At 43.9% G+C, this 23,359-nt stretch carries 26 protein-coding genes; 23 read left to right on the forward strand and 3 right to left on the reverse strand.

All coding sequences use genetic code 11. The features are described 5' to 3' along the window. The first annotated feature begins 61 nt into the window (after positions 1 to 61). The gene (locus tag MsAm2_RS00685) at positions 62 to 1,135 is read left to right on the forward strand and encodes a GTP-binding protein (RefSeq protein ID WP_338097906.1); all 1,074 of its coding nucleotides are present in this window, start codon (positions 62 to 64) and stop codon (positions 1,133 to 1,135) included. Positions 1,136 to 1,483: 348 nt separating this feature from the next. On the opposite strand, the gene MsAm2_RS00690 is transcribed toward MsAm2_RS00685, so the two are convergent. Continuing rightward, entirely contained in the window at positions 1,484 to 1,663 is a 180-nt protein-coding gene (locus MsAm2_RS00690; RefSeq protein WP_338097907.1) for a hypothetical protein, read from the reverse strand. Between the two features lie 100 nt (positions 1,664 to 1,763). On the opposite strand from MsAm2_RS00690, the gene MsAm2_RS00695 reads away from it, so the two are divergent. Further along, positions 1,764 to 2,726: a Pycsar system effector family protein gene (locus MsAm2_RS00695; RefSeq protein ID WP_338097908.1), complete on the forward strand. Its 963-nt coding sequence runs from the start codon at positions 1,764 to 1,766 to the stop codon at positions 2,724 to 2,726. A gap of 191 nt (positions 2,727 to 2,917) precedes the next feature. Beyond that, a complete protein-coding gene (locus tag MsAm2_RS00700) occupies positions 2,918 to 3,220 on the forward strand; it encodes a hypothetical protein (RefSeq protein WP_338097909.1) in 303 nt (100 codons plus the stop codon). Between the two features lie 98 nt (positions 3,221 to 3,318). Here MsAm2_RS00700 and MsAm2_RS00705 read toward each other — a convergent pair whose 3' ends face one another. Further along, positions 3,319 to 5,220, reverse strand: a complete 1,902-nt coding sequence (locus tag MsAm2_RS00705) for an Ig-like domain-containing protein (RefSeq protein WP_338097910.1) — start codon at positions 5,218 to 5,220, stop codon at positions 3,319 to 3,321. A 371-nt stretch (positions 5,221 to 5,591) separates the two neighbouring features. After that, positions 5,592 to 10,769 (reverse strand): beta strand repeat-containing protein, encoded by a 5,178-nt coding sequence (locus MsAm2_RS00710; protein WP_338097911.1) that lies wholly within the window; start codon positions 10,767 to 10,769, stop codon positions 5,592 to 5,594. Positions 10,770 to 11,742: 973 nt separating this feature from the next. Here MsAm2_RS00710 and rpl3p point away from each other — a divergent pair. From rpl3p to MsAm2_RS00810, 20 genes are all read left to right on the forward strand, one after another. Continuing rightward, on the forward strand, positions 11,743 to 12,756 hold the full coding sequence (gene rpl3p, locus MsAm2_RS00715) for a 50S ribosomal protein L3 (RefSeq protein WP_338097912.1): 1,014 nt from the start codon (positions 11,743 to 11,745) through the stop codon (positions 12,754 to 12,756). 5 nt (positions 12,757 to 12,761) lie between these two features. Further along, positions 12,762 to 13,535: a 50S ribosomal protein L4 gene (gene rpl4p / locus MsAm2_RS00720; RefSeq protein WP_338097913.1), complete on the forward strand. Its 774-nt coding sequence runs from the start codon at positions 12,762 to 12,764 to the stop codon at positions 13,533 to 13,535. Further along, positions 13,532 to 13,780: a 50S ribosomal protein L23 gene (locus MsAm2_RS00725; RefSeq protein WP_338097914.1), complete on the forward strand. Its 249-nt coding sequence runs from the start codon at positions 13,532 to 13,534 to the stop codon at positions 13,778 to 13,780. Before rpl4p ends, MsAm2_RS00725 begins: the two co-directional genes overlap by 4 nt. A gap of 10 nt (positions 13,781 to 13,790) precedes the next feature. Next, complete coding sequence (locus MsAm2_RS00730; RefSeq protein WP_338097915.1) at positions 13,791 to 14,507, forward strand: 50S ribosomal protein L2; 717 nt, start codon at positions 13,791 to 13,793, stop codon at positions 14,505 to 14,507. 13 nt (positions 14,508 to 14,520) lie between these two features. Next, positions 14,521 to 14,937, forward strand: a complete 417-nt coding sequence (locus MsAm2_RS00735; protein ID WP_338097916.1) for a 30S ribosomal protein S19 — start codon at positions 14,521 to 14,523, stop codon at positions 14,935 to 14,937. Positions 14,938 to 14,947: 10 nt separating this feature from the next. Then, positions 14,948 to 15,403 carry a 50S ribosomal protein L22 gene (locus MsAm2_RS00740; RefSeq protein WP_338097917.1) on the forward strand — a complete coding sequence of 152 codons (456 nt, stop codon included), beginning with the start codon at positions 14,948 to 14,950 and terminating at the stop codon, positions 15,401 to 15,403. Further along, positions 15,403 to 16,296 carry a 30S ribosomal protein S3 gene (locus tag MsAm2_RS00745; protein ID WP_338097918.1) on the forward strand — a complete coding sequence of 298 codons (894 nt, stop codon included), beginning with the start codon at positions 15,403 to 15,405 and terminating at the stop codon, positions 16,294 to 16,296. The genes MsAm2_RS00740 and MsAm2_RS00745 overlap by 1 nt, the downstream gene beginning before the upstream one ends. Further along, entirely contained in the window at positions 16,296 to 16,499 is a 204-nt protein-coding gene (gene rpmC / locus MsAm2_RS00750) for a 50S ribosomal protein L29 (protein ID WP_338097919.1), read from the forward strand. Before MsAm2_RS00745 ends, rpmC begins: the two co-directional genes overlap by 1 nt. Before the next feature lie 2 nt (positions 16,500 to 16,501). Then, positions 16,502 to 16,804 carry a ribonuclease P protein component 1 gene (locus MsAm2_RS00755; RefSeq protein WP_338097920.1) on the forward strand — a complete coding sequence of 101 codons (303 nt, stop codon included), beginning with the start codon at positions 16,502 to 16,504 and terminating at the stop codon, positions 16,802 to 16,804. A 10-nt stretch (positions 16,805 to 16,814) separates the two neighbouring features. Further along, positions 16,815 to 17,147, forward strand: coding sequence for a 30S ribosomal protein S17 (locus MsAm2_RS00760; protein WP_338097921.1), 333 nt, complete (start codon positions 16,815 to 16,817; stop codon positions 17,145 to 17,147). After that, positions 17,144 to 17,542 carry a 50S ribosomal protein L14 gene (locus tag MsAm2_RS00765; protein WP_338097922.1) on the forward strand — a complete coding sequence of 133 codons (399 nt, stop codon included), beginning with the start codon at positions 17,144 to 17,146 and terminating at the stop codon, positions 17,540 to 17,542. Before MsAm2_RS00760 ends, MsAm2_RS00765 begins: the two co-directional genes overlap by 4 nt. Before the next feature lie 10 nt (positions 17,543 to 17,552). Then, positions 17,553 to 17,912, forward strand: a complete 360-nt coding sequence (gene rplX, locus MsAm2_RS00770) for a 50S ribosomal protein L24 (RefSeq protein ID WP_338097923.1) — start codon at positions 17,553 to 17,555, stop codon at positions 17,910 to 17,912. A gap of 5 nt (positions 17,913 to 17,917) precedes the next feature. Continuing rightward, on the forward strand, positions 17,918 to 18,616 hold the full coding sequence (locus tag MsAm2_RS00775) for a 30S ribosomal protein S4e (RefSeq protein WP_338097924.1): 699 nt from the start codon (positions 17,918 to 17,920) through the stop codon (positions 18,614 to 18,616). Positions 18,617 to 18,618: 2 nt separating this feature from the next. Beyond that, on the forward strand, positions 18,619 to 19,137 hold the full coding sequence (locus tag MsAm2_RS00780; protein WP_338097925.1) for a 50S ribosomal protein L5: 519 nt from the start codon (positions 18,619 to 18,621) through the stop codon (positions 19,135 to 19,137). A gap of 1 nt (position 19,138) precedes the next feature. After that, on the forward strand, positions 19,139 to 19,291 hold the full coding sequence (locus MsAm2_RS00785) for a 30S ribosomal protein S14 (protein ID WP_338097926.1): 153 nt from the start codon (positions 19,139 to 19,141) through the stop codon (positions 19,289 to 19,291). Between the two features lie 11 nt (positions 19,292 to 19,302). Beyond that, the gene (locus tag MsAm2_RS00790; protein WP_338097927.1) at positions 19,303 to 19,695 is read left to right on the forward strand and encodes a 30S ribosomal protein S8; all 393 of its coding nucleotides are present in this window, start codon (positions 19,303 to 19,305) and stop codon (positions 19,693 to 19,695) included. 12 nt (positions 19,696 to 19,707) lie between these two features. Continuing rightward, positions 19,708 to 20,238, forward strand: coding sequence for a 50S ribosomal protein L6 (rpl6p, locus tag MsAm2_RS00795; RefSeq protein ID WP_338097928.1), 531 nt, complete (start codon positions 19,708 to 19,710; stop codon positions 20,236 to 20,238). A 13-nt stretch (positions 20,239 to 20,251) separates the two neighbouring features. Beyond that, a complete protein-coding gene (locus MsAm2_RS00800) occupies positions 20,252 to 20,719 on the forward strand; it encodes a 50S ribosomal protein L32e (RefSeq protein WP_338097929.1) in 468 nt (155 codons plus the stop codon). Then, positions 20,720 to 21,166 carry a 50S ribosomal protein L19e gene (locus MsAm2_RS00805; RefSeq protein ID WP_338097930.1) on the forward strand — a complete coding sequence of 149 codons (447 nt, stop codon included), beginning with the start codon at positions 20,720 to 20,722 and terminating at the stop codon, positions 21,164 to 21,166. It begins immediately after the preceding gene. 323 nt (positions 21,167 to 21,489) lie between these two features. Beyond that, on the forward strand, positions 21,490 to 23,202 hold the full coding sequence (locus MsAm2_RS00810) for a leucine-rich repeat domain-containing protein (RefSeq protein ID WP_338097931.1): 1,713 nt from the start codon (positions 21,490 to 21,492) through the stop codon (positions 23,200 to 23,202). Positions 23,203 to 23,359 lie beyond the last annotated feature (157 nt).

The following is a 23,359-nucleotide window of genomic DNA, read 5'->3' on the forward strand; positions in this document are numbered from 1 at the left end:
AAAAAATCATATTCAAAAAATCATATTCAAAAAATTCATTTCAAAAAGCGGGGAATTTGCGATGCGTGTCATTATTATCAGCGGATTTTTGGGTAGCGGAAAAACAACATCGGTTTTAAAAATGTCTAAGATGTTGACCGATGCCGGAAAAAAAGTCGCGATCATCGTCAATGAAATCGGAGAGGTTGGCATTGACGGGGAAACTCTGGATATTGCCGGAATTCCATCCAAACAAATCACAAACGGATGCATTTGCTGTTCTCTTAAATACAGTCTCGGCGTGACCGTCTCCGAACTTGCGGATGTTTATCATCCGGATGTTCTTATTTTAGAGCCAACCGGTCTTTCTTTTCCCCGGCAGATTCGAGATGAGCTTTGCGAACTCAATGTCATGATGACTTTTTCTCCGATTACCGCATTGGTTGACGCCTCCCGCTTTTCCACCGAAATGTCCCAGATTCCCAAATTCATTACGGAACAACTCATCGAAGCCGAAATTATCGGCATCAACAAAATTGATTTGGCGGATGCCGAAAAAATAGGGGAAGTCGAATCGTTCATAAAAGAACTCAATCCAAATGCTTTGCTTCTTCAAATGTCCGCGGTCCAAGATGCTCAGTCCGTGAAGCGGCTTTATGACATCCTCTTGAAAAGTGACAATCAAAAGTGTGCGTCCGAAATTGAAAAAAGTTTCGAGACGCTCAATTCCGTTGAAATTTCCAACGTTTCTACGTATTCCGGTGCCTATGATTTTTCGGCGGACGGGTTCACCGACAAAGCCGCCGGCAAGCTTTTGGAAGACATCATTTCCGGGGCCGGCGGGGATTTATCGAGAGTGAATTATTATTTTGTCGGCCATATCAAAATGGCCATTAAAGTCGGGGATGTTTTGGTCAAAGTCAGCCAAACCGCCGGTCCGGATGACAAAAAAATAGAAGCGGAATACATAGTTCAAGAAAAAACGGACAACAACGGCAAATTTGAACTGATCTTTTTATCGGCGGTCACCAATGTTCCAAAAGACAGGCTGATTGTGATTATAGATCAAGCCATCACGTTATTTTTGAAAGCAAACGGTTTTGAATTTGAAAAGCGAAAAAGCGAAAGCGGCAAAAAGAATATCATTGAGTTGTAAATTTATTTAAAAAAACGTTTTTTCAAATCAATTTTTTTCAATTTTCTTTTCTATTTTTTCATTTTTTTCTTTTTCATTTTTTTTGGCGCCGCTCCCGCGCGTTATGGCGACAAATTTTTAGAAAAAAATCAACAAAACCGTGGATTGGTTTTTGTTGAATTGTATAAAATTGTTGCATCCGTTTTTTTTTCAATTTTTATGGTTTTGGGATTGCTGCATCTCGGCAGCGGTTTTCTGCATCCGGGTTCAGTTTTATGATTTTAGGATTGCTGCATCTTAGCGGCGGTTTTTTGCATCTGCTATTTTTCAAAATTTTTATTTTTATGAATTTGCCGCAAAATACAGACGCTAAACGCGTCTGTTTTTGCGGGCGGGCTTGCTTGTGTTTTTTAAATGGGTTTTTGTTTTTTTGTTTTTTTGTTTTTGCTCGGCTTTGGGCTGTTTTATTTTTTTGCGCCGCCGCCGCACGTTACAGCAGCGAATTTTAGAAACTTTAACAAAACGACCGACTGTTTTTTCTTTTTTCATTTTCTCATGTTTTTATTTTTTTATTTTTTTATTTTTTTCAAATCCACTATTTTTAGATTTTATAAAAAAATATATATTCTTATCAGCCTTATTTTCATGCATGGAAGAGAATCATTTCAGAGAATTTTTGTATCAAACGTATGACATGGTTCTTGAGCGTTTGAAATACGCGGAAGCGAAAAATACGATTATTGTGACTCTTCTTGGAGCTTTGGTGGTCGGCGGTTTTCGTATTTACAATGAGACGCCTTACCGTCCGGACATCGCTACGTTTTATTTTTGGAATTTCATTCTTTTTGCGGTCATTGCCATTACGGTGTCGCTGTCTTCGTTTATGCCCAATGTCAAACTGCAATATCTTTACAAAGGAAAAGATCCGGCTGAATCGGATAGTTTGGTTTATTACGAACACATTTCCAAATACGATGTCGAAAGTTATTTGACCGCTATCAATCGCCGCTATTTTGATTCGGAAGCGACGCCCGGAAATTTGGATTTTGATGTTGCCGCCCAACTGATTATCAATTCACGCTCAGCTTATCGAAAATATTCTATTTCTTATTATGCGATTGTTTTTTCCATTTTTGCGATTCTCACGCCGGTGGTCGGAATTATTTATTTCTTTTTAAATTCCCGTATCCATCTGACGGTTCAAGACGGAAAAACCAAAATTCAGTACGGCAAAATCAAGTTCATTGAAGATATTCGTGAGCTCAGCAAAACCAAAAAAAGGAGCCGACGTCCGGAAAATAACACCTCCGCCAAAATCCCAAATGCTTACAATTCCAAATTTTTCACGCCCGGCATTTCCTCAAAACCCGTTCCGGCACCTAACGCATCCGGATCAAAAACAGAATCTGGCGTGTCCGGATTAAATACGGCACCAAAATCGGATGAAATCGGTCCGGAAGTTTCTTGGCCGACCGATTTATTTTTAGAAAAAAATAATCAAAATTCAGAATCGGAAAACATGCAAAATGCGCAAAACACAGCGGATCGGAACGATTCTGTTAAAGATTTGCCGCTGGTTTCTTCTCACCGGCCGGACGACGATGAAATATAAAGTTCCGGCAAATCTTTTTTGATTTATTCTTTATTCTCTTTACTCTTTATTCTTTCTTTTTTTCTTTTTTTTCTATTCCAAGCCATCATTTCCGATTCAATCCGATGTTCTATACTTTCGCATTTGGTCGACTTGGATTTCTGATATAAATAGGCGAATGAAAAAGGCGGCAATCTTAATACAATAAATGAATGGTTGCAATACAAAACATAAAAACAAACACAATGGAATTGTTTAATCTAAAAAACCGTCCATCGATTTTATTCATTTTTTTAAAAATGGGGTGCCATAACGCATGCGTGGGCATTATCCTAAACAAAAGAAATAACAAAAGGCAGAAAAAAACAATAAAAGGCAGAAAAAAAACAATAAAAGGCAGAAAAAAAACAATAAAAGGCAGAAAAAAAACAATAAAAGGCAGAAAAAAAACAATAAAAGGCAGAAAAGAAATAACAAAAGGCAGAAAAAAAACAATAAAAGGCAGAAAAAAATAACAATAGAACGAAAAAAAACAACAATAGAAAGAAACAAAAAAACAAATCAAAATATGAAATTCCGGTGATTTACCGGAGTTTCATATTGAATTGAAATATTATTTTTTCCGAATGACAATCAAAAGCCCGGCCACCAGAATCAGTAAAATAATTGCGATCAGGCTGGTTCTCCTCGGCGTAATATCGTTTTCTTCTTCGGGAATAAATCCGGAAACGGTTTCCTTTAATACGAACAATCCGGAACCTGTGGCAATTTCGGTATTTGTGTATTCCTCAACCGGCGGCAAAACTCTTGCATTGCCTATTCCGCCACTGCCTCCATTTTGTCCGTTTCCTTCATTTTCATTGTCGTCGTTATCCTCATTTCCGCCGTCATCGTCTTCGCCGTCACCATTGCCGCTATCGTCTTCACTCTTTTCCTCGACGTTCATCACCAAAATGTTGGAATAAATTTCGTGGTCATTGATTTTGATCACTGCGGCATATTCAAATCCATTTTTTGAAAGCGGCATGCTTGTGATTTCATATTTTTTGCCGGTTTCCCCGCTGATTGAAGTTAAGTCATCGATACCGTTTCCTTCAAACCACATATATTCCCATCCCTCTTCGCCGGCAATTTCTTGCCCGTCTGTTCCGACAATGGAGAATATGACCGATTCCTCTTCAGTGACCGGATTGGGCGTGGCGGCGAGTTCAAAAACCGTCAGTTTCGCAACCTCGGATGTCACGGAAATGAATTTTTCGGTGTCATATTCTTGAGTCACGACGACAAAATAGTTTCCTTCATCTTCTTTTTGAATCGGGTTTATCGTGGGATCAAAGGTCAATTCGGAGCTTGTCGCGCCGGCAATGAGTTCTTCGGATTCCGGGGTTCCTTTAAACCATTGGTATTCCATTGTTCCGGCGGTTTCGTCCAACTCCGGAAGTTCAACTTTTAAGGACACCGGTTCATAATTGTTTATAAAACCATAAGTGTCCGACGGCTGGGTTTGAATGAACAACACCGACAGCGAAACCGGTTCGGATGTTGCCTTGGCGCCGCTGGCGGTATGTGTGGCTTCCACGTAATAAGTTCCGGCCGCATCTTGGCCGGCGTTTTCTATGATGAAAGTTTTTCCGGTTTTGCCGTCTATTTTTTCTCCGGAAGCGGGTGTTCCTTTGTACCATTGATAAGTGAGTCCGTCACTTCCGGTTGCGGTAAATGTGACGCTGTCACCCAAAACAATGTGTGAAGCGGTTGCGGTTACAGTCGGCAGGTCCAAAACTGTCAGTTGGGCGGAGGCAGACGCGGTATTTTCAGGACCTGCCACCGGTCCGGTGACCACAAATGTGTAAGTTCCGGCATCTGTTTTTTGGACGTTTTCAAAGGCCAGAATTTGATCCGTCTTTCCAGCCAATTTATTTTCGGAAGAGACACTTCCTTTGTACCATTGGTAAGTCATGCCTCCGGTTGACGCCGGTTCGGCAGAAAACTCGGCATTTTGTTCTTCAAAAACAGTCACATCTTTCGGATTTGTTTTTATGGCAACCCGGTCATAAACATAAAGGTCGGCAACGTTTGAATAGACCGGAGTTTTGCCGACAGAAGCCCGAAATTGAATACCGTCAAGGCTGGCCGGCGTATTTTCAATAATCAGGGTTGAAATCCGGTTGTTGCCTCCGGCCGATGGACTTCTCATGAATATTTTTGCATTGATTCCATTTATTTTCACCGGGATGGGCTCGGAAGACAATGAATTCAATCTTTTATCCGTCATTGAAATCCATTGGTCTGTTCCTGACAATTTATACTCCCACAAAATGCCGTTGGTGGCATTCCAACTGGCAGGGGCTCCGGAAAATCTCATAGTGGTTGTTTCTCCGGGGATTACCTTGTAGTTTTTATTCAAGTCCATTCCAATCGTTGCTTCCGCGGCACTCGCCATGGAAACACTTGTCAAGACAACCAACACGAAAATCAATAATAAAATTGCTGTTTTTGTGTAACGTTTTTGAATCATTTTTGTTCCTTCTTATTTTTTAGATAAATGACTAATTTGATATTAAATCAAAAATAAAAATATCAAACTGCATTATTTCATCAGTCAATCAAACACTGGAACAAATCTATTTATATTTTTTTAATATAATATAAATAAAACAAAAATTCAAATTTGGATATTAATATTTTATCTTTTAAAAAATGAAATATTAATAAAAATCCTTTTCAAAATATATTTTTAAAAAAATTCGGTCAATTCTTTTGCTCGAGTCCAATCAAAAAAAGCCGGCGAAAGATATTCGCCGGCAAAGCCGTTTTTTAAAAAATATTTTTTTTAGTTGGATTGTTTTTTGATTGTTTTTATTTATTGGATTTTTATTTATTGGGTTTTTATTCTTCCCCTTCCTTTTGTTTCTTTTTCCATATGAAGAAGTACCAATATCCGATTCCGGCCGCAATCAGGAGCAGCAAGACAAGCAAAATCCACCAGGGGAATGTGCTTTTTTCTTCAAGGCTTTTGCCGTCTCCGGCCGGCGGTTCTTCCGCCGGTTCAAATCCTTGGCTGCCCGAACTGTCGTTTGTTTGGTTTTGGGTATTGTTGTTTTGTCCGCTTGTGTCAATGATTTTTGCTTCGCCGGTGGAACCGCCGCTGCTGCCGCCGGTTCGAACCGTGACAGTGGCTTCTCTTGAAATCGCCATCTCATTTGCATTGACGGAACCGGTTACAATGACTCTGTAAATTCCGGCATCATCCGCACTTGCACTTGTAATCGGCAAGCTTGAAGAATCTGTTCCGATATTGTCCCAAACGGTTCCGTTTTTCTTCTGCCATTGATAAGCGGCGGCATTTGTCGCAATGACGCTGAGTTGTGCATTGTTTCCGATCGTGACAGTCACATCGTCAGGTCCCGTGATGGAAATGGTTGTTTCTGGATTTGCCGAAATGACAGTCACAGTTGCATTGTTTGAAATGGCGGTGTCTGTTTCCGTTCCGGTCACAATCACTCTGTACGTTCCTGCATCTGTCAGCTGGGCACTTGCAAATGATAATGTCGGATTTGTTTCTCCAGTCACATCTTCCCAAATTGCTCCATTTTGTTTCTGCCATTTATAAGATACTGCGTTTTCCGCAACCACAGTCAGTTCCGCATTGTTTCCAACGGCTACGGTGACATCTGCCGGGTGTTTGGTGATGGAAACAGTTGCTGGACCTACATCAATAACGGACACAGTTGCACTGTTTGAAATGGCAGTATCCCCTCCGGTTCCGGTAATGGTAACTCTGTACGTTCCTGCATCTGTCAGCTGGGCACTTGCAAATGATAATGTCGGATTTGTTTCTCCGGTCACATTTTCCCAAATTGCTCCATTTTGTTTCTGCCATTGATAGGCGGCGGCATTTGTCGCAACCACAGTCAATTCCGCATTGTTTCCAACGGCAACGGTGACATCTGCCGGGTGTTTGGTGATGGAAACAGTTGCTGGACCTACATCAATAACGGACACAGCTGCACTGTTTGAAATGGCAGTATCCCCTCCGGTTCCGGTGATGATAACTCTGTACGTTCCTTCGTTGTCCTCAACCGCACTTGTAATTGAGAATATCGACGCATTTGTTCCGACATCTTCCCAAATTGCTCCATTTTGCTTCTGCCATTGATAGGTGTTGGCATTCGTTGCAACCACAGTCAATTCCGCATTGTTTCCAACGGCTACGATGACATCTGCTGGCTGTTGTGTAATTAAAACAGTTGTCGCATCCGCTGCATTGACCGTCACGTCTGCTTCATCTGAAATGGCGGTGTCTCCTGCGGTTCCGGTGATGATAACTCTGTACGTTCCTTCGTTGTCCTCAACCGCATTTGTAATTGAGAATATCGACGCATTTGTTCCGACATCTTCCCAAATTGCTCCATTTTGTTTCTGCCATTGATAGGTGTTGGCATTCGTTGCAACCACAGTCAATTCCGCATTGTTTCCAACGGCTACGATGACATCTGCTGGCTGTTGTGTAATTAAAACAGTTGTCGCATCCGCTGCATTGACCGTCACGTCTGCTTCATCTGAAATGGCGGTGTCTCCTGCGGTTCCGGTGATGATAACTCTGTACGTTCCTTCGTTGTCCTCAACCGCATTTGTAATTGAGAATATCGACGCATTTGTTCCGACATCTTCCCAAATTGCTCCATTTTGTTTCTGCCATTGATAGGTGTTGGCATTCGTTGCAACCACAGTCAATTCCGCATTGTTTCCAACGGCTACGATGACATCTGCTGGCTGTTGTGTAATTAAAACAGTTGTCGCATCCGCTGCATTGACCGTCACGTCTGCTTCATCTGAAATGGCGGTGTCTCCTGCGGTTCCGGTGATGATAACTCTGTACGTTCCTTCGTTGTCCTCAACCGCATTTGTAATTGAGAATATCGACGCATTTGTTCCGACATCTTCCCAAATTGCTCCATTTTGCTTCTGCCATTGATAGGTGTTGGCATTCGTTGCAACCACAGTCAATTCCGCATTGTTTCCAACGGCTACGATGACATCTGCTGGCTGTTGTGTAATTAAAACAGTTGTCGCATCCGCTGCATTGACCGTCACGTCTGCTTCATCTGAAATGGCGGTGTCTCCTGCGGTTCCGGTGATGATAACTCTGTACGTTCCTTCGTTGTCCTCAACCGCATTTGTAATTGAGAATATCGACGCATTTGTTCCGACATCTTCCCAAATTGCTCCATTTTGCTTCTGCCATTGATAGGTGTTGGCATTCGTTGCAACCACAGTCAATTCCGCATTGTTTCCAACGGCTACGATGACATCTGCTGGCTGTTGTGTAATTAAAACAGTTGTCGCATCCGCTGCATTGACCGTCACGTCTGCTTCATCTGAAATGGCGGTGTCTCCTGCGGTTCCGGTGATGATAACTCTGTACGTTCCTTCGTTGTCCTCAACCGCATTTGTAATTGAGAATATCGACGCATTTGTTCCGACATCTTCCCAAATTGCTCCATTTTGCTTCTGCCATTGATAGGTGTTGGCATTCGTTGCAACCACAGTCAATTCCGCATTGTTTCCAACCGCTACGATGACATCTGCCGGGTGTTTGGTGATGGACACAGTTGCTGGATCATCAATAACGGACACAGTTGCTTCATTCGAAGTTACAGTTTCTCCATAAATTCCTGTGACAACAACTCTGTATGTTCCGTCATCATCATCATCTACAGCTCCCGTAATTGGGAATATGGAGGAATTTATTCCGACATCATCCCATGCCGTTGTTGCTGTGTTGTATTTCTGCCATTGGTACGAAACCGCGCCGGTTGCAACCACAGTCAGTTCTGCGTTGTTTCCAACAGCGACAGTCACGTCTGTTGGCTGTTGTGTAATTGCAACGCCTTCTTCCGGATTCAGATATACGGTTAATATGACCGGATCCGAACTCACGGCAATATTTGCATCTCCAGAGACGGTCGTAACGGAAACGGCATAGGTGAATGTTCCGACGGCATCCAACGGCGCATTATACATGTTGCTGTTGGTGCCAACCGGTGTTAAAACAGGGGTTGTCGGGTCGGTATTGTCAACCAAATACCATTGATAGGTGACAGTTGCACCAGCCGGAAGTGTTGTGTCTTGAACAACATTGGCCGTGAATATAAAAGTTCCTCCAATGGCAGCGTGTTCATTACTGGAAGTTGGAGAAACCGTTACCGTCGGTTTATTGTAAACCGTCAGCGAAATTTCGCTTGATTTCGATGTTGTGAAATCTCCATTCGAAAGTGTTGTCGTCATGACCACATAATATTCATTCGCCCCGGGGGCGGTCGGAACAAGGGTATCGGTTTCTCCAACCGTTCCAAGAGAGATGTCATCTCCTCCGCTTGAATTCACTTGGAACAATTCAAAAGCGGTCGTTGTTCCCGCAGCCGTCGGAACGTTTCCGGGTGTGACCGTCACGCCGATTTCTTGTTCGGCAAAGGCGGAAGTTTTGTTCAAGTCCAAAGTGACGGTTGGTTTTGAATAAACCTTTAAATTAAACGGTTTTGAAGTATCGCTCTTTAGTTTTGTGCCGGTTCCAACGCTGGCCGTAACGGTATAATTTCCTGCATGATTTGTTGTATCAGCATCTAAAATGACATATTGATATGAATTTTCGCCAACGGGTGAGCTTTCCAATTTCCAGTTATATGTTATTTCGGCAATATTTCCGTTTCCAACGGACAACGTTGTCGGTTTTCCTTCAAAGACAGGATTTGGATTTGCTGCGGGTTGGTCAAGGACAATGAGTTCAATGAAGATGGAATCTGAACAACATCTATGACCATTTTCAATTCCAAAAATTTTGAATTCGTAGGTTCCACCATTTGCGGTGCCAGACGTTCTTATAAGTGTACTTGTCGTTTCACCGGAAATCTGGCTGCCGCCAAACCACCATTCCATCTCATAAGATTCAATCGGCGAAGCTACCTCTTTAACATTCACCGTCATAGAAACATCGTTACTGCCCAAAAATACAACATATTTTTCCGGCGTTTGATCTTCATCAATAAGGTCGGCCGAATAAACAGTCAAATAAAATGGTTTTGAAGTAATTTCTTGACCGTTGTAAGTCATTGTCAATGTGTATGTGCCGCTTTTGTCAACGGTGACATTATCTTGATCGATATAATATGTATTCGAAGTACTTGTATAAACAGGACTCATTTCCCCGGCTTTATTCCATTTATAATTTGTACCTTCTGTAGGTCCGGTAAAGCTAACACTCTCTGTCTGTTCAAAAACATTTGACGGAACTACCGTTGGCGTTGGGAAAACGGTGAGTTCTACCGGAGCGGATTCGGCATAATTGTTGAGAGATGCCGGACCGGCACTGGTTTTCACTTTGTAAAAATGGCCATTATCCGCCAATGTTACCTGCGGGGAATATGTAGAAGTTTCTCCTCCTTGTTGCGTATGGACTAACGAGAAAGTATTGCCTGTCGTATCATTCGATCGGTACCATTCATATTTCATGTCATCCGGGGCGGTTGTTGTAAATGACGGGTCGGTTGTTTCAACAAAAACGGCGGTACTTTGCAGTTCAGAAACCATTGCTCTGTTGTAAACATTTAATGTTGCAGTGTTTGAGTATAATTCATTTTCTCCAACACATACCCGAAATTGATAACCGTTCAAATTCATCGTAGATTGAAATTTTAAAGTTGATGTTCCGTTTTGTGCAAACATACCTGAAGGGGTTACGGTTGTTATTTTAACTGTAACATTATTATTGTCCAATCCCTTAACATTGAATGAAACGTCGGTCCCGTTATAAAGTTTATTCGCATTAATTTTAGTCCACGAACCGGATGGTTTTTTATATTCCCATGAAAATCCAGTATCATCCACCCACCAGAATGCGGGTTTTCCTTTAAATGTTAGGGTTGCTTCATCTCCGGTTAAGTATGAATATGTCCCATTCAAATTTGTTTGAATGCTTGCCGCCATCGCCGTTCCCGGCACCATCGCAAACAACAACAAAAGTGTTAAAAAAACGATCCCTATTTTTTTGTAAACTTTTCCATTCATTATTCCACCTCAATTCACTACAAAAATCTCTTAATTAATATATTTTATAACAAATCCACATCATTCATTTTTTCAACACTCATTATTTCTTTAATCATATATAATTTCATCTATATTCTTTTCACAATTAATTATACATTATCTAAAATCATAATTTGATAGATCCTAAAATAATATTATATAATTTATTTATTGACAAAAATCAATAAATTCATTTAATGATAACAGTTCCTATTTATCGAATTTTAGAATTAAGGAAAGATTCCTGATTCGAAAATCTTTAAATATAACTTATCACATTGTCCATCCGTCTTACTTAAGAACCGTTTTTAGGAAAAATCCTAAAACCGTTGTTAATCCGGTGAGAAGTGTAGGAACAACATAAGTGTCAGGGCCAATTCAATTCTGAACGCCCGTTTTTCGGTTGCATACAAAATTGCGCTACTGTGCAAGTAGCCGGAAAAACACGAAAATGTTATTGATTTCATTGATTTTTCATGATTTTCAATATTTTTCGTTGTCGATGCCGCAGACGGATTAAAAAAGAAAAAGGAATTGAAAAAAAAGTAATTTTTCAATGACGACCAGGATAATTTGCTTAAATTTTTGGGTACTCTCTCGCGAAAAAGGCCGAAAAATTTTCAAACTATTTTTCAAGTTATTGAAATTCGTACATATTTTTTCAGGAAAACTTTATTGGTTGCCATCGCTATTTGCATTTTGGCACATACAATGCACATATAATATAAGGGCATAAATATTTCGGGCCTATCCTCTTTCGTATGATTCCCGTTTTATGTTTTGTTTTTTATGTTTTATGTTTGTGTTTTTTGTGTCTTTTCAAAAATGCGGCGGTTGAGCCGGTTTGGTTTTGCTTTTGCTTTTTAATCGTGTCGCTTTAATCGCTTTTTTGACCTTGTTGTTTTTGCTCCCGTGATTTTAAGATAAAAATCAAACCAAAAGGAGTCAAAAAATGTCAAGCATACACAGACCCGACAGGGGTTCCCGTGCTTTTTCCCCTCGCAAGAGAGCAAAAAGCCACATCCCGAGATTCAGGTCATGGCCGGAAAAAGAAGGCCAGCCCAAATTACAGGCATTTGCAGGATACAAAGCCGGTATGACTCACGTTATCATGATCGATGATGTAAAAACCAGTCTTACCGCCGGCACGGAAATTTCAGTCCCCGTAACGGTCATTGAAACTCCCGCCATCCACGTGGCTGCGATTCGTGCTTATGTCAAGGAAACCGGCGGAGAAGCCGCAGGTGCCGAAGCATGGACCACAAAACTCGCACCCGAACTCAGCCGCAGATTGCGTGTCCCCAAAGCCGACAAATCCGCAGACAGCCTCGCGAAAATTGAAGAACTGATTTCCAAAGGAGAAGTCACCGACATCCGGGTCGTCACATACACCACCCCGAAATCGGTTGTCAGCATCCCGAAGAAAGTCCCCGACGTCATGGAAACCGGAATCAGTGGCAAAGACGTCAAAGCCAAATTCGAATATGCGAAATCCATCCTCGGCGCGGAAATCCGTGTCACCGACGTTTTTAAGAACGGAAACATCATCGACGCTGCCGCCATCACCACCGGAAAAGGAACACAAGGCCCGGTCAAGAGATGGGGAATCGCCAAAATGAAAGGCAAACACTCCCGTCAAGGCAGTTTGAGACAAATCGGTACGCTTGGACCCTGGCACCCTGACCACGTGATGTGGCAGACCCCGCAGATGGGACAAGTCGGATACCACCAAAGAACCGAATACAACAAACGCATTTTAAAAATCGGAACCAACGGAGTAGATGTTACTCCGGCCGGCGGTTTTATTAACTACGGTTTGGTCAGCGGCGAATACATCCTTGTCAAAGGAAGCGTCCCCGGCCCCTCCAAAAGATTGATCCGCTTCAGAGACCCGGTCCGATTCCACAAGGCTCAGCCCGGAGAACCACAGATTCTCCACGTCAGCGTGCAGTCTCAACAAGGGTGATATCCATGGTCACAGCAAAAATTTTAGATTTATCCGGTCAATCCGTTGGGGAAATTGAACTCCCGTCCGTCTTTTTTGAAGACTACCGGCCTGACCTCATTAAAAAAGCCGTTTTGGCCGCCCAAGCCAACAGAAGACACCCGTACGGACCGACGCTTTACGCCGGTATGCAAACCTCCGCGACAGGCTGGGGTTCCGGACGCGGCGCATCCCACGTCCCAAGAATCGTAAACGGCTCCCGCGCAGCCAGAATTCCGCACGCGAAAGGCGGACGCGAGGCACACCCGCCAAAGCCGGAAACCGATTACTCCGAAAAAGTGAACAAAAAAGAAAGACGCTTGGCGATCCGCTCAGCGATTGCAGCGACTTGCAGCGAAGATTTGGTCATCACACGCGGACACATTTTCATGACGGAAGAGCTTCCGATCGTTGCCGACAACGCCTTTGAAAGCTTGTCCAAAACCAAAGATGTCATCTCCTTCTTTGAATCCATCGGCGTTTACGAAGATGTCATGCGCGCCAAACTCGGACGCAACATCCGGGCCGGCCGCGGAAAAATGCGCGGACGCAAATACAAGAACAGAAAAAGTCTCTTGGTCGTCACCGGTGACAATGCCGCCGTTTCCTTGGCCGCAAGAAACCTTTCCGGTGTGGACATCGCAACCGTTTCCGAACTCAACGCCGAACTCTTGGCCCCCGGAACACATGCCGGACGCTTAACCGTTTGGACAAAATCCGCGATTGAGAAACTTGCCGAAAAAGAAGGTGTTATGGAATGATGTCGGTTCAGTATCCGTTCATTACAGAAAAGGCCATGCTTCACATGGAAGACAGCAAACTCCAAGTCATCGTTGATTTTAGAGCCAACAAGCACCAAATCAAAAGAGACATTGAGGAACTTTACGGTTTTAAAGTATCCAATGTCAGAACAATGACCACCATGAAGGGGCAGAAAAAAGCAATTATTACATTCGAGAAGTCTGAAGCCGCGAACGAAATCGCAACCAGACTCGGACTCGCATAAGGTGGTAATCATGGGTAAACGAATTATCGCACAAAGAAGAGGTAAAGGAAGCCCGACTTTCACCGCCCCTTCCCACAAATTTAAAGCAGAACTCATGCATCCGGTTGTGGCCGCAGGCGCAACCCTCAAAGGAACAGTCATCGACGTTGAACACGACACCGCACGGGCCGCACCGATTATCAAAGTTTTCTTTGACAACGGCAAACCCCAATTGATTATCGCAACCGAAGGCATCGCCGTCGGCCAAGTGGTCGAATGCGGACCTGAAGCCGAAATCAAAGCCGGCAACATCCTCCCGGTCGGAAAAATTCCGGAAGGTATTTTGGTGTGCAACATCGAAGGAAAACCCAACGACGGCGGCAAATTCACCCGGTCTTCCGGAACATACGCAACCGTTGTGGCGCACGAGGACACAAGAACCTCCGTTCAAATGCCGTCCGGGCAATTGAAATGGTTCCACCCCGATTGCCGCGCCACGGTCGGCGTCGTCGCAGGCGGCGGACGTGTTGAAAAACCGTTCCTTAAAGCCGGAAAAGTTTTCCACAAAATGAAGGTTCGTGCCAAGAGATTCCCGCGTGTTCGAGGAGTCGCCATGAACCCAAGAGACCACCCATTCGGTGGCGGTAACAGACAGCATCCGTGCCGCTCTACAACTGTCAGTAGAAACGCACCGCCCGGCGCGAAAGTCGGCCATATCGCCGCACGCAGAACCGGAAGGAAACGTTAAGGGGTGATTCAAAATGGCAGCAAAGAAAACAGGTTCATCAAGATTACCAAAACGCAAGGGTGAGTTCACCTACCGCGGAAAAACCATTGCGGAACTTCAAGATTTAAGCATCGAAGAATTCGCGCAGCTCCTTCCGTCCCGGGAGAGAAGATCGATTGTCAGAGGATTAACCGAAGTCCAAAAGAAAGCCCTTGCGGACATGCGGGCCGGAAAAGAAGTCAGAACCCACACACGGACTATGATTATCTTGCCGGAAATGGTTGGAAAAACAGTGTCCGTCTACGACGGTAAGAAGTTTATCGCTGTTGAAATCCAGCCGGAAATGGTCGCTCACCGCTTTGGTGAATTCGCGCCAACACGCGGACGTGTCAGCCACGGAAGCGCCGGTGTCGGAGCAACCCGTTCCAGTAAATTCGTTCCGTTGAAGTGAGGCAGATAACATGGGAAGACTTAATTACTCAACAGTCGCCATTCCGGAGAATAGCTCCAAAGCAATGGCTTCCGAACTTCACATCTCTTTTAAAAAGACACGTGAAATTTGCCATCACATTCAGGGAATGAAAGTTCCGCAAGCACGCGCGTTACTCGAAAACGTCGTTCTTCAAAAGCAAGCGATTCCGTTTAAGAGATTCGTGGAAGGCGCCGGTCACAAAAGAGGACCGATGGCCGCCGGACGCTATCCGGTCAACGCGTCAATTGAAATGCTCAAGCTCCTCAAAAACGCTGAAAGCAATGCCGAATACAAAGGCTTGGAGCCGGCACGCATGTACATTTCAACCGCTCTTGCCAACCGTGGAAGAACCATTCGAGGTTATTTCCCGCGCGCACGCGGACGTGCGTCCCCGAAAAACACGGAAACGGTGAACATCGAATTGATTTTAAGCGAGGTGCAATAATGACAGTCGAGAAAAAATTCGTCAAAGACGGATATGTAAAAGCCTCCATGGATGAGCATTTCGCGAAACAACTCGGACGTTCCGGTTACGGCGGAATGAATATCAGCCGGACGCCTATTGGAACCCAAATCACGATTTACTCCGAAAAACCGGGAATGGTTATCGGAAAAGCCGGAAAAGTGATTCGCAAATTGACACAGGATGTCACCGACATGTATGGAATCGACAACCCGCAAATTGACGCTCAGGAAATTAAAAAGACCGAGCTCAACGCGCAAATCATGGCGAACCGCTTGGCTTCGTCCATTGAACGCGGCTGGTACTTCAGAAAAGCCGGAACCAACACCATCCGGGCCGTTATGGCCGCCGGTGCGCTCGGCTGCGAAGTGGTCATCTCCGGAAAATTAACCGGTGCCCGCGCCAGAACCGAAAAGTTCGTTGACGGATATGTGAAACACTCCGGCCACCCGGCCGAGCAGATTGTCCACACCGGCTACGCCGTTGCCATCAAAAAGCTTGGAACACTTGGCTGTAAAGTGAAAATCGTTCAACCGGGCGCTGTCCTTCCGGACGCGTTTAAGATTGTTGAAGGATTGCCGGTCGAAGTCAAGGAAAAAGAGCCGGTTGCTCAAAAAACCAAAACCGTCGTTGAAGAAAACGTGATTGTCATTGAAAAAGAAGTGAAGGTCACGGAAGATGAAAACAGTGTTGTTGTCGAATCGGTTGAAACCATGGTGACCGCAACAGTCACCGACGAATCCGACGAAATCATTGTCGAAGACTCCGACATCAACGAAGTCCGGCGCATTGTCAGCGATGTTTGGCAACACAAACACGACGGCATTTCCGGATGGCACCCGATGGCTCGCGTTCACAAGGAGGCGAAGAAGTAATGGCAATTTTAAGATCCGGCGACATTCGCAAAATGTCCCCGATAGAAAGAATTGATGAGATCAAAAAATTAAACAATGAACTCATTCGCGAACGCGCGTTGACCTCGGCCGGAGGCGCCCCCGAAAACCCGGGACGTATCGGCGAAATTACCCGGACCATCGCACGCATCAAGACAATTCAAACCGAGATGAAAGATAACTAAACATGACTGAAATTGAGATCACACCGGACACCTTGCCTTTTCATGAACTGATCGGGCTTTCTGTCTTGGTGGAAAGTTCTTGCGACCCGACAATGACAGGTCTTTTCGGAATCATCCTCGATGAATCCCGAAATACATTTCAGATTGAGACCAAACAGGGAATGAAAACGGTTCCAAAATCCGGATCCGTCTTCGTTTTCACCTGGGTCTCGGAAAATGGCCGCATATCCGCAAAAATTAATGGAAAAACTATGCTCTCACAACCCCAAAATCGGATAAAGAACTTAAAGAAATCAAGAAAATGAGGTTAAATTTATGACAAGAGATATTGGAATTGATGTTCCGGAGCCCTCCAAAGAGTGCAATGACGTTCATTGCCCGTTCCACGGTAAATTATCCGTTCGCGGTCAAATCTTGGTGGGAACCGTTATCAGTGCGAAGATGGACAAATCCGTCGTCATTGAAAGAAGATATGAAAAAATGGTCTCCAAGTACCAAAGATACGAAAAGCGCCGCTCCATTATGCACGTTCACAACCCGCCTTGCATCAACGCAAAAGTCGGGGATGTCGTGACCGTTGCTGAATGCCGCCCGCTCAGTAAAACGAAGTCCTTCGTTGTGATTCAGTCCGAGGGGGTCCAGAAATGAAAGCGATACGATCAAACATTCCGCGTGCTTTAAACACAGGTGCCCGTGTGGACTGTGTGGACAACACCGGCGCGAAAGTGCTTCAAATCATTTCCGTGAAAAATTACCGCGGTGTCAAAAACAGATACCCCAAAGCGGGTGTCGGCGATCTTTGTATCGTGTCCGTCAAAAAGGGAACGCCTGAAATGAGAAAGCAGGTCCTTTTGGCGGTCATTGTCCGGCAAAAGAAAGAAATCCGAAGACCTGACGGCATGCACGTGTCCTTTGAGGACAATGCCATGGTTCTTGTGGACGAGTCCGGTGTTCCGAAAGGAACCGACATTAAAGGACCGGTCGCAAGAGAAGTCGCGGAAAGATTCCCCAAAGTCGGCACGACCGCATCCATTGTGATCTGAGGTGACAAAAATGGTAACATCAATTCAGCCCAGAAAACAAAGAAAGGCCAGATACAACGCGCCGCTTCACATGCGCCAAAAATATATGGGCGCTCGCTTAAGCGATGATTTGTCGAAGAAATACAACACCCGGTCCGCTCCGGTCATTACCGGTGATACGGTTTTGGTTATGCGCGGCGACTTTAAGGGTGTTTCGGGAAAGGTTGAAAAAGTCAGCCTCTCGGATTGCGTTATTCACGTGACCGGCGTTGTTTCGACGAAGGTCAACGGTGAGGAAGTTCCAAGACCGATTTATCCATCTAATGTGATGATTACAAAATTGGAACTCAAAGATAAGACACGGGAAGCACGTATCCGTGGAAAGGAGTGAGTCACATGCACCAGAAACGAATGTCCATGCCGACCAGCTGGAAAGTCCCCAAAAAGACCAACAAATGGATTACAGCGACAAGCCCCGGTCCGCACAACAAAGATGCCAGCCTTCCGCTTGTTGTGATCTTACGCGATCTTTTAAAGGTCGTTGACACCTCCAAGGAAGCCACCCGCATTCTTCAAGAGAAGCAGGTTCTTGTTGACGGTATTGTCCGGAAAAATTTGAAATTCCCGGTCGGTATCTTTGACGTGGTTTCCATTCCGGCCAACAATCAATATTACCGCATGCTTCAAGACAACAAGGGACGGCTCTATCTCAATCCGATTGACGCGGACCGTGCCCAATGGAAAATCTGCAGAATCAACGGTAAGACCACCCTTCGGGGCGGCAAAGTCCAGTTAAACCTCCACGACGGCACCAATATTTTGGCGTCGAACGCGTACAAAACCAAGGACACCTTAAAGATTTCACTTCCGGACAAACAAGTTTTGGCCCGGTTTGAATACAAAATCGGCAACACTGTCATGATCACAGGTGGTCAGCACAGCGGTGTCGTCGGACAGATCAAGGAAATCGAAACCATCCGCAGTTCTAAGAACAACTTGGTTCGGGTTTCCGGCAAAAATGAAATTGAAACCATCGAGAACTATGTTTTCGTAATCGGTGAGGACAAACCAGAAATTAAAGTAGGGAATGAATAACTATGAGCAACTCGGAAAATCCAATGAGAACTCCCGTTATTGAAAAAGTAATTGTCCATATGGGTGTTGGCGAAAGCGGCCAACATCTCGTTGATGCAGAAAACATACTTGAGGAAATCACCGGACAGACCGTGATTCGGGCATTTGCGAAAATGACCGTTCCGGCATTCGGTATTAAAAAGAAAGAGCCGATCGGCTGTAAAGTCACTTTGAGAGGAGAAAACGCGGAACAATTCCTGACGACCTCTTTGAAAATTGTCGAAAACACCTTAAAGAGCTCCCAATTCGACCAAACGGGCACGGTTTCGTTTGGTATCGAAGAACACACGGATTTCCCCGGTATGAAGTATGACCCAAACATTGGTGTGTTTGGGATGGACGTTACGGTCGTCTTAAAGCGCCCGGGAAGCAGGATCAGTAAAAGAAGAATCGCGCAAATCAAGGTTCCGAATTCACACAAAATGAACAAGGCCGACGCGATTGCGTTCTTAAAAGACAACTACAGTGTGGAGGTCATTTAAAATGGTACAGACAAAAAAGAGATTCGGACGGGGTGCCAGCTGTTGCAAGCGTTGCGGTCAAAAGCAATCGCTTGTCCGCAAATATGACATCTACTTGTGCCGGCACTGCTTCAGAGAAATTGCTCCGAAGATGGGCTTTAACAAATACAGCTGAGGTGAGGAAATATGGTATTATTTGATCCTCTTGCTGACGCTTTGTCCGTGATTAAAAATGCGGAGAACGTCGGAAAAACATCATGTGTCATTCGTCCGGCTTCCAAAATTATCGGAAACGTCCTTAATGTGATGAAGGAAGGCGGCTACATCTCGTCGTTTGAGTTTATCGAAGACGGTAAATCCGGTGTTTATGAAGTGAAATTGGCGGGCTCGATTAACGACTGCGGCGCGATTAAACCGCGTTACTCGGTCGGTGTTGAATCCTTTGAAAGATGGGAAAAATCCTACCTGCCGGCAAAGAACTTCGGCGTCTTGGTTTTGACCACTTCTTTGGGTGTTTTATCGCACAACGAAGCGCGTGAAAAGAATGTCGGCGGAAAGCTTTTGGCTTACGTGTACTAAGGAGTGAATAAAATGGCAAAAGAAATTAAAGAAATTGTCGAAATCGCTCCGAAAGTGACCGTCTCTTATGAAAATCACATCTTGACCGTGAAAGGTCCGAAAGGCCAAAATGTCCGCGAACTTTACTTCCCGGGAATTGATATTTCCATTAACGGAAGCGAAATTGTCGTGGACACGGAAAACCAAAAAAAGCAATTTAAGGCCATGGTTGGAACGTATGCGTCCCACATCACGAACATGATTCAGGGTGTTACGGATGGGTTTGAGTACAAAATGACCATTGTGTACTCTCACTTCCCGATGCAGACGAAAGTCAACGGCAAAGAATTCGTCATCAGCAATTTCCTTGGGGAGAAAAAGCCGCGTATCGCCAAAATTGTCGGCGAAACAACGGTGAAAATTTCCGGAAACAGCGTGACGGTGACGGGTATTAACAAGGAAGATGTCGGACAGACGACCGCAAACATTGAGCAAAAAACCAAAATCAAGAGATTTGACCCGCGTGTCTTCCAAGACGGTATTTACGTGGTGAATAAATCATAAGGGGGGGAGAACAATGGCAAAAGAAAATAATGTAGAAAATGCCGGAGATGCTCCGGTGGATGCGCTTTGTGCAACCAACCTTTTGGATGCGGACCCGGAGTTCAGACGTTTGTTTAACGTGCGTAAAGTTCAAAAAGCCAGAAAGCCGGGCTTTAGCCGGCAGTGCTATCACAAATTCAAAAGATTGGATACGAGATGGAGACGCCCGCGTGGTGTTCAAAGCAAGCAAAGAGCCGGTATTTACGGCAAAGGCGCGATGGCGACGGTCGGATACGGCAGCCCTGTTTTGATTAAAGGTCTTCACCCGTCCGGTTTTGATGAAGTTTTGGTGAACAACGCCGATGATTTGGTCATGGTGGACCCGGAATTTGAAGCGATCAGAATCGCGGCCGGTGTCGGCGGCAAAAAGAAAGCGGTCATTGTCGCGAAGGCGGCGGAATTTGGCATTAAAGTTTTGAATCCGGGAAAGGGGGAAAACTAAATGTCTAATTTAACCAACCAAAAGAGAATGGCTTCTCAAATTTTGGGATGCGGTTTGAACCGTGTTTGGCTCAACCCGGAAGAAGCGGAAAAGATCGGGGAAGCGATTACCCGTGAAGATGTGCGCGGACTCATTTCCGAAGGCCACATCAAAGCGAAGCGCATCCAAGGGGTCAGCCGCGGACGTGCAAGACTTGTTGCCGAAAAGAGAAAATACGGTCACAGAAAAGGACCGGGTTCCCGCAAAGGTAAGAAGGGCGCGCGCACCAACAGCAAAGAACTTTGGATTAAGAAGATTCGGGCGCTCCGGAAAAAATTAAAAGAAATGCGCGCCAACGAAACGCTGGACAAGAAAACCTACTGCCGCTACTACAGAAAGGCAAAAGGCGGAGAGTTCAGAAACGTGTCTCACTTAGAAGCGCACATTCAAGCCGAATTGAAAAAGTAATTCTTTTTCAATTCTTTTTTTATTTTTCTTTTTTTTTCTTTTTTCGATTTTTGTTTTTTATTTTCTGATTATTTTTATTTTTCTGATTTTTGTTTTTTACTTTTCAATCTTAGTCTTTTTCGGTCTTTTCCATTTTTTTCCATTTTTTTCCATTTTTGTTTTATTTTTAAATTTGTCGTTCCCTTTGATTTTATCAAAGATATTATTATATCATTATTATAATTTAATGTGTTCTCCTAAATCATTATATAGTTTCTTTCCTATTCATCCAGAATGATTTCTATTAGAATTATACTTTTTTTAAAAAGCCAAAGGAAATAATCATGCGAAAATCAATTATTCAAAAGGCAGCCGTTCTGCTTTTTATCTTGTCCGTTTTGGTGTCATCCGTTCCGGTTGCGTTTGCTATTCCGTCAACTCCTGTTAATATCCCCGATGCAGGTTTAAAAGCGGCAATTAATTTTGGAATAAATCCTTCCAGGCTTCCCGATCAAGTCATTTACGAATCAGAAATGCAAAGCTTGACATTTTTAGGCGCTGGTAATAGAGGAATTTCGGACTTAACCGGGATTGAAATGGCGACGAATTTGACTTCTCTTTTGTTGTATAACAATCAACTGACGAACGTTTCCGGTTTAGAAGACCTGACGAATTTGACTGGTCTTTGGTTGGATAACAATCAACTGACGAACGTTTCCGGTTTAGAAGACCTGACGAATTTGACTTTTCTTGATTTGTCTTCCAATCAACTGACGAACGTTTCCGGTTTAGAAGACCTGACGAATTTGACTCGTCTTTATTTGTCTTCCAATCAACTGACGGACGTTTCCGGTTTAGAAGACCTGACGAATTTGGAAAATCTTTATTTGAATAACAATCAACTGACGAACGTTTCCGGTTTAGAAGACCTGACGAATTTGACTTCTCTTTATTTGTCTTCCAATCAACTGACGAACGTTTCCGGTTTAGAAGACCTGACGAATTTGACTTTTCTTGATTTGTCTTCCAATCAACTGACGAACGTTTCCGGTTTAGAAGACCTGACGAATTTGACTCGTCTTTATTTGTCTTCCAATCAACTGACGGACGTTTCCGGTTTAGAAGACCTGACGAATTTGGAAAATCTTTATTTGAATAACAATCAACTGACGAACGTTTCCGGTTTAGAAGACCTGACGAATTTGGAAAATCTTTATTTGAATAACAATCAACTGACGAACGTTTCCGGTTTAGAAGACCTGACGAATTTGGTGTATCTTGATTTATCTCATAATCAAATAGATCAAATTTCACCGAATGTTTTGGATAACCTTGACGCTTTGTATGGCTTGGATTTGGCTCAAAATTCGGTCTCCGATGTTTCCGCACTAAATGGATTATCCTCCCTTGCAGTTTTGGCTTTGTCCGAAGACCAACTGTCGGATTGGACTCAATTAGAAGATTTATCGGCATTGAAAATTTTGGTTTTATCGGATGAATTGGATTATGTTTTTAAATCCGACAGTACTTATTATCTCTATTTCATAACACAAAAAAGGGACCCGCTTGTCATTGTCAATCCGGTTCATGACAAGCAAAAGCAAATTCTTTCACCGACAGCCGGAACAATCAGTTCCAACGGCGTCTATGACTCGGCAAACAATACGCTTACATGGGATTATTCCGACATTTCAGACAACAACGTTTCCTATGGATTTGCAGGAACCGGTTTTTCAGGAGCAGTTACCTATAATATAAGTGTCCCCAAACCGGCACCGGCAAACAGCAGAAGCGGCGGCGGTTTTGGCAGCGCGACGGTTTTGAATACATCTCTTCCGGCTCCAAACGTTTCTGAAAATGCGTCTCAACCGTCACAACAAGAAAACATGAAACCGGTTGAAAACACGTCTGGTTCCCATGGAAACGGATTGGGTCCGGCTTCCAATTCCGATTCTCAGCCGGCCGGTTCCAATCTTTGGATTTATGTGGCGGCAGCCGGAATTGTTGTTATTTTGGCGGCCGGCGGATATTGGTATTTCTTCCGGATGAAAAAGTAAAAGAAATTTTAGAAAAAATAAAAATAGGGTTTTAATTTTTTTAAAATGAGAACCAAAGTCCGTTCTTTGGATTTTTTTCAAAGGAACGGGCTTTTTTATTGATTTTTTTTCAATTTTTATTTTTCAAAAAATATTATTTTAATTATACGATTTCCTC

The sequence above is a fragment of the Methanolapillus ohkumae genome (assembly GCF_032594355.1).
Lineage (GTDB): Archaea > Halobacteriota > Methanosarcinia > Methanosarcinales > Methanosarcinaceae > Methanolapillus > Methanolapillus ohkumae.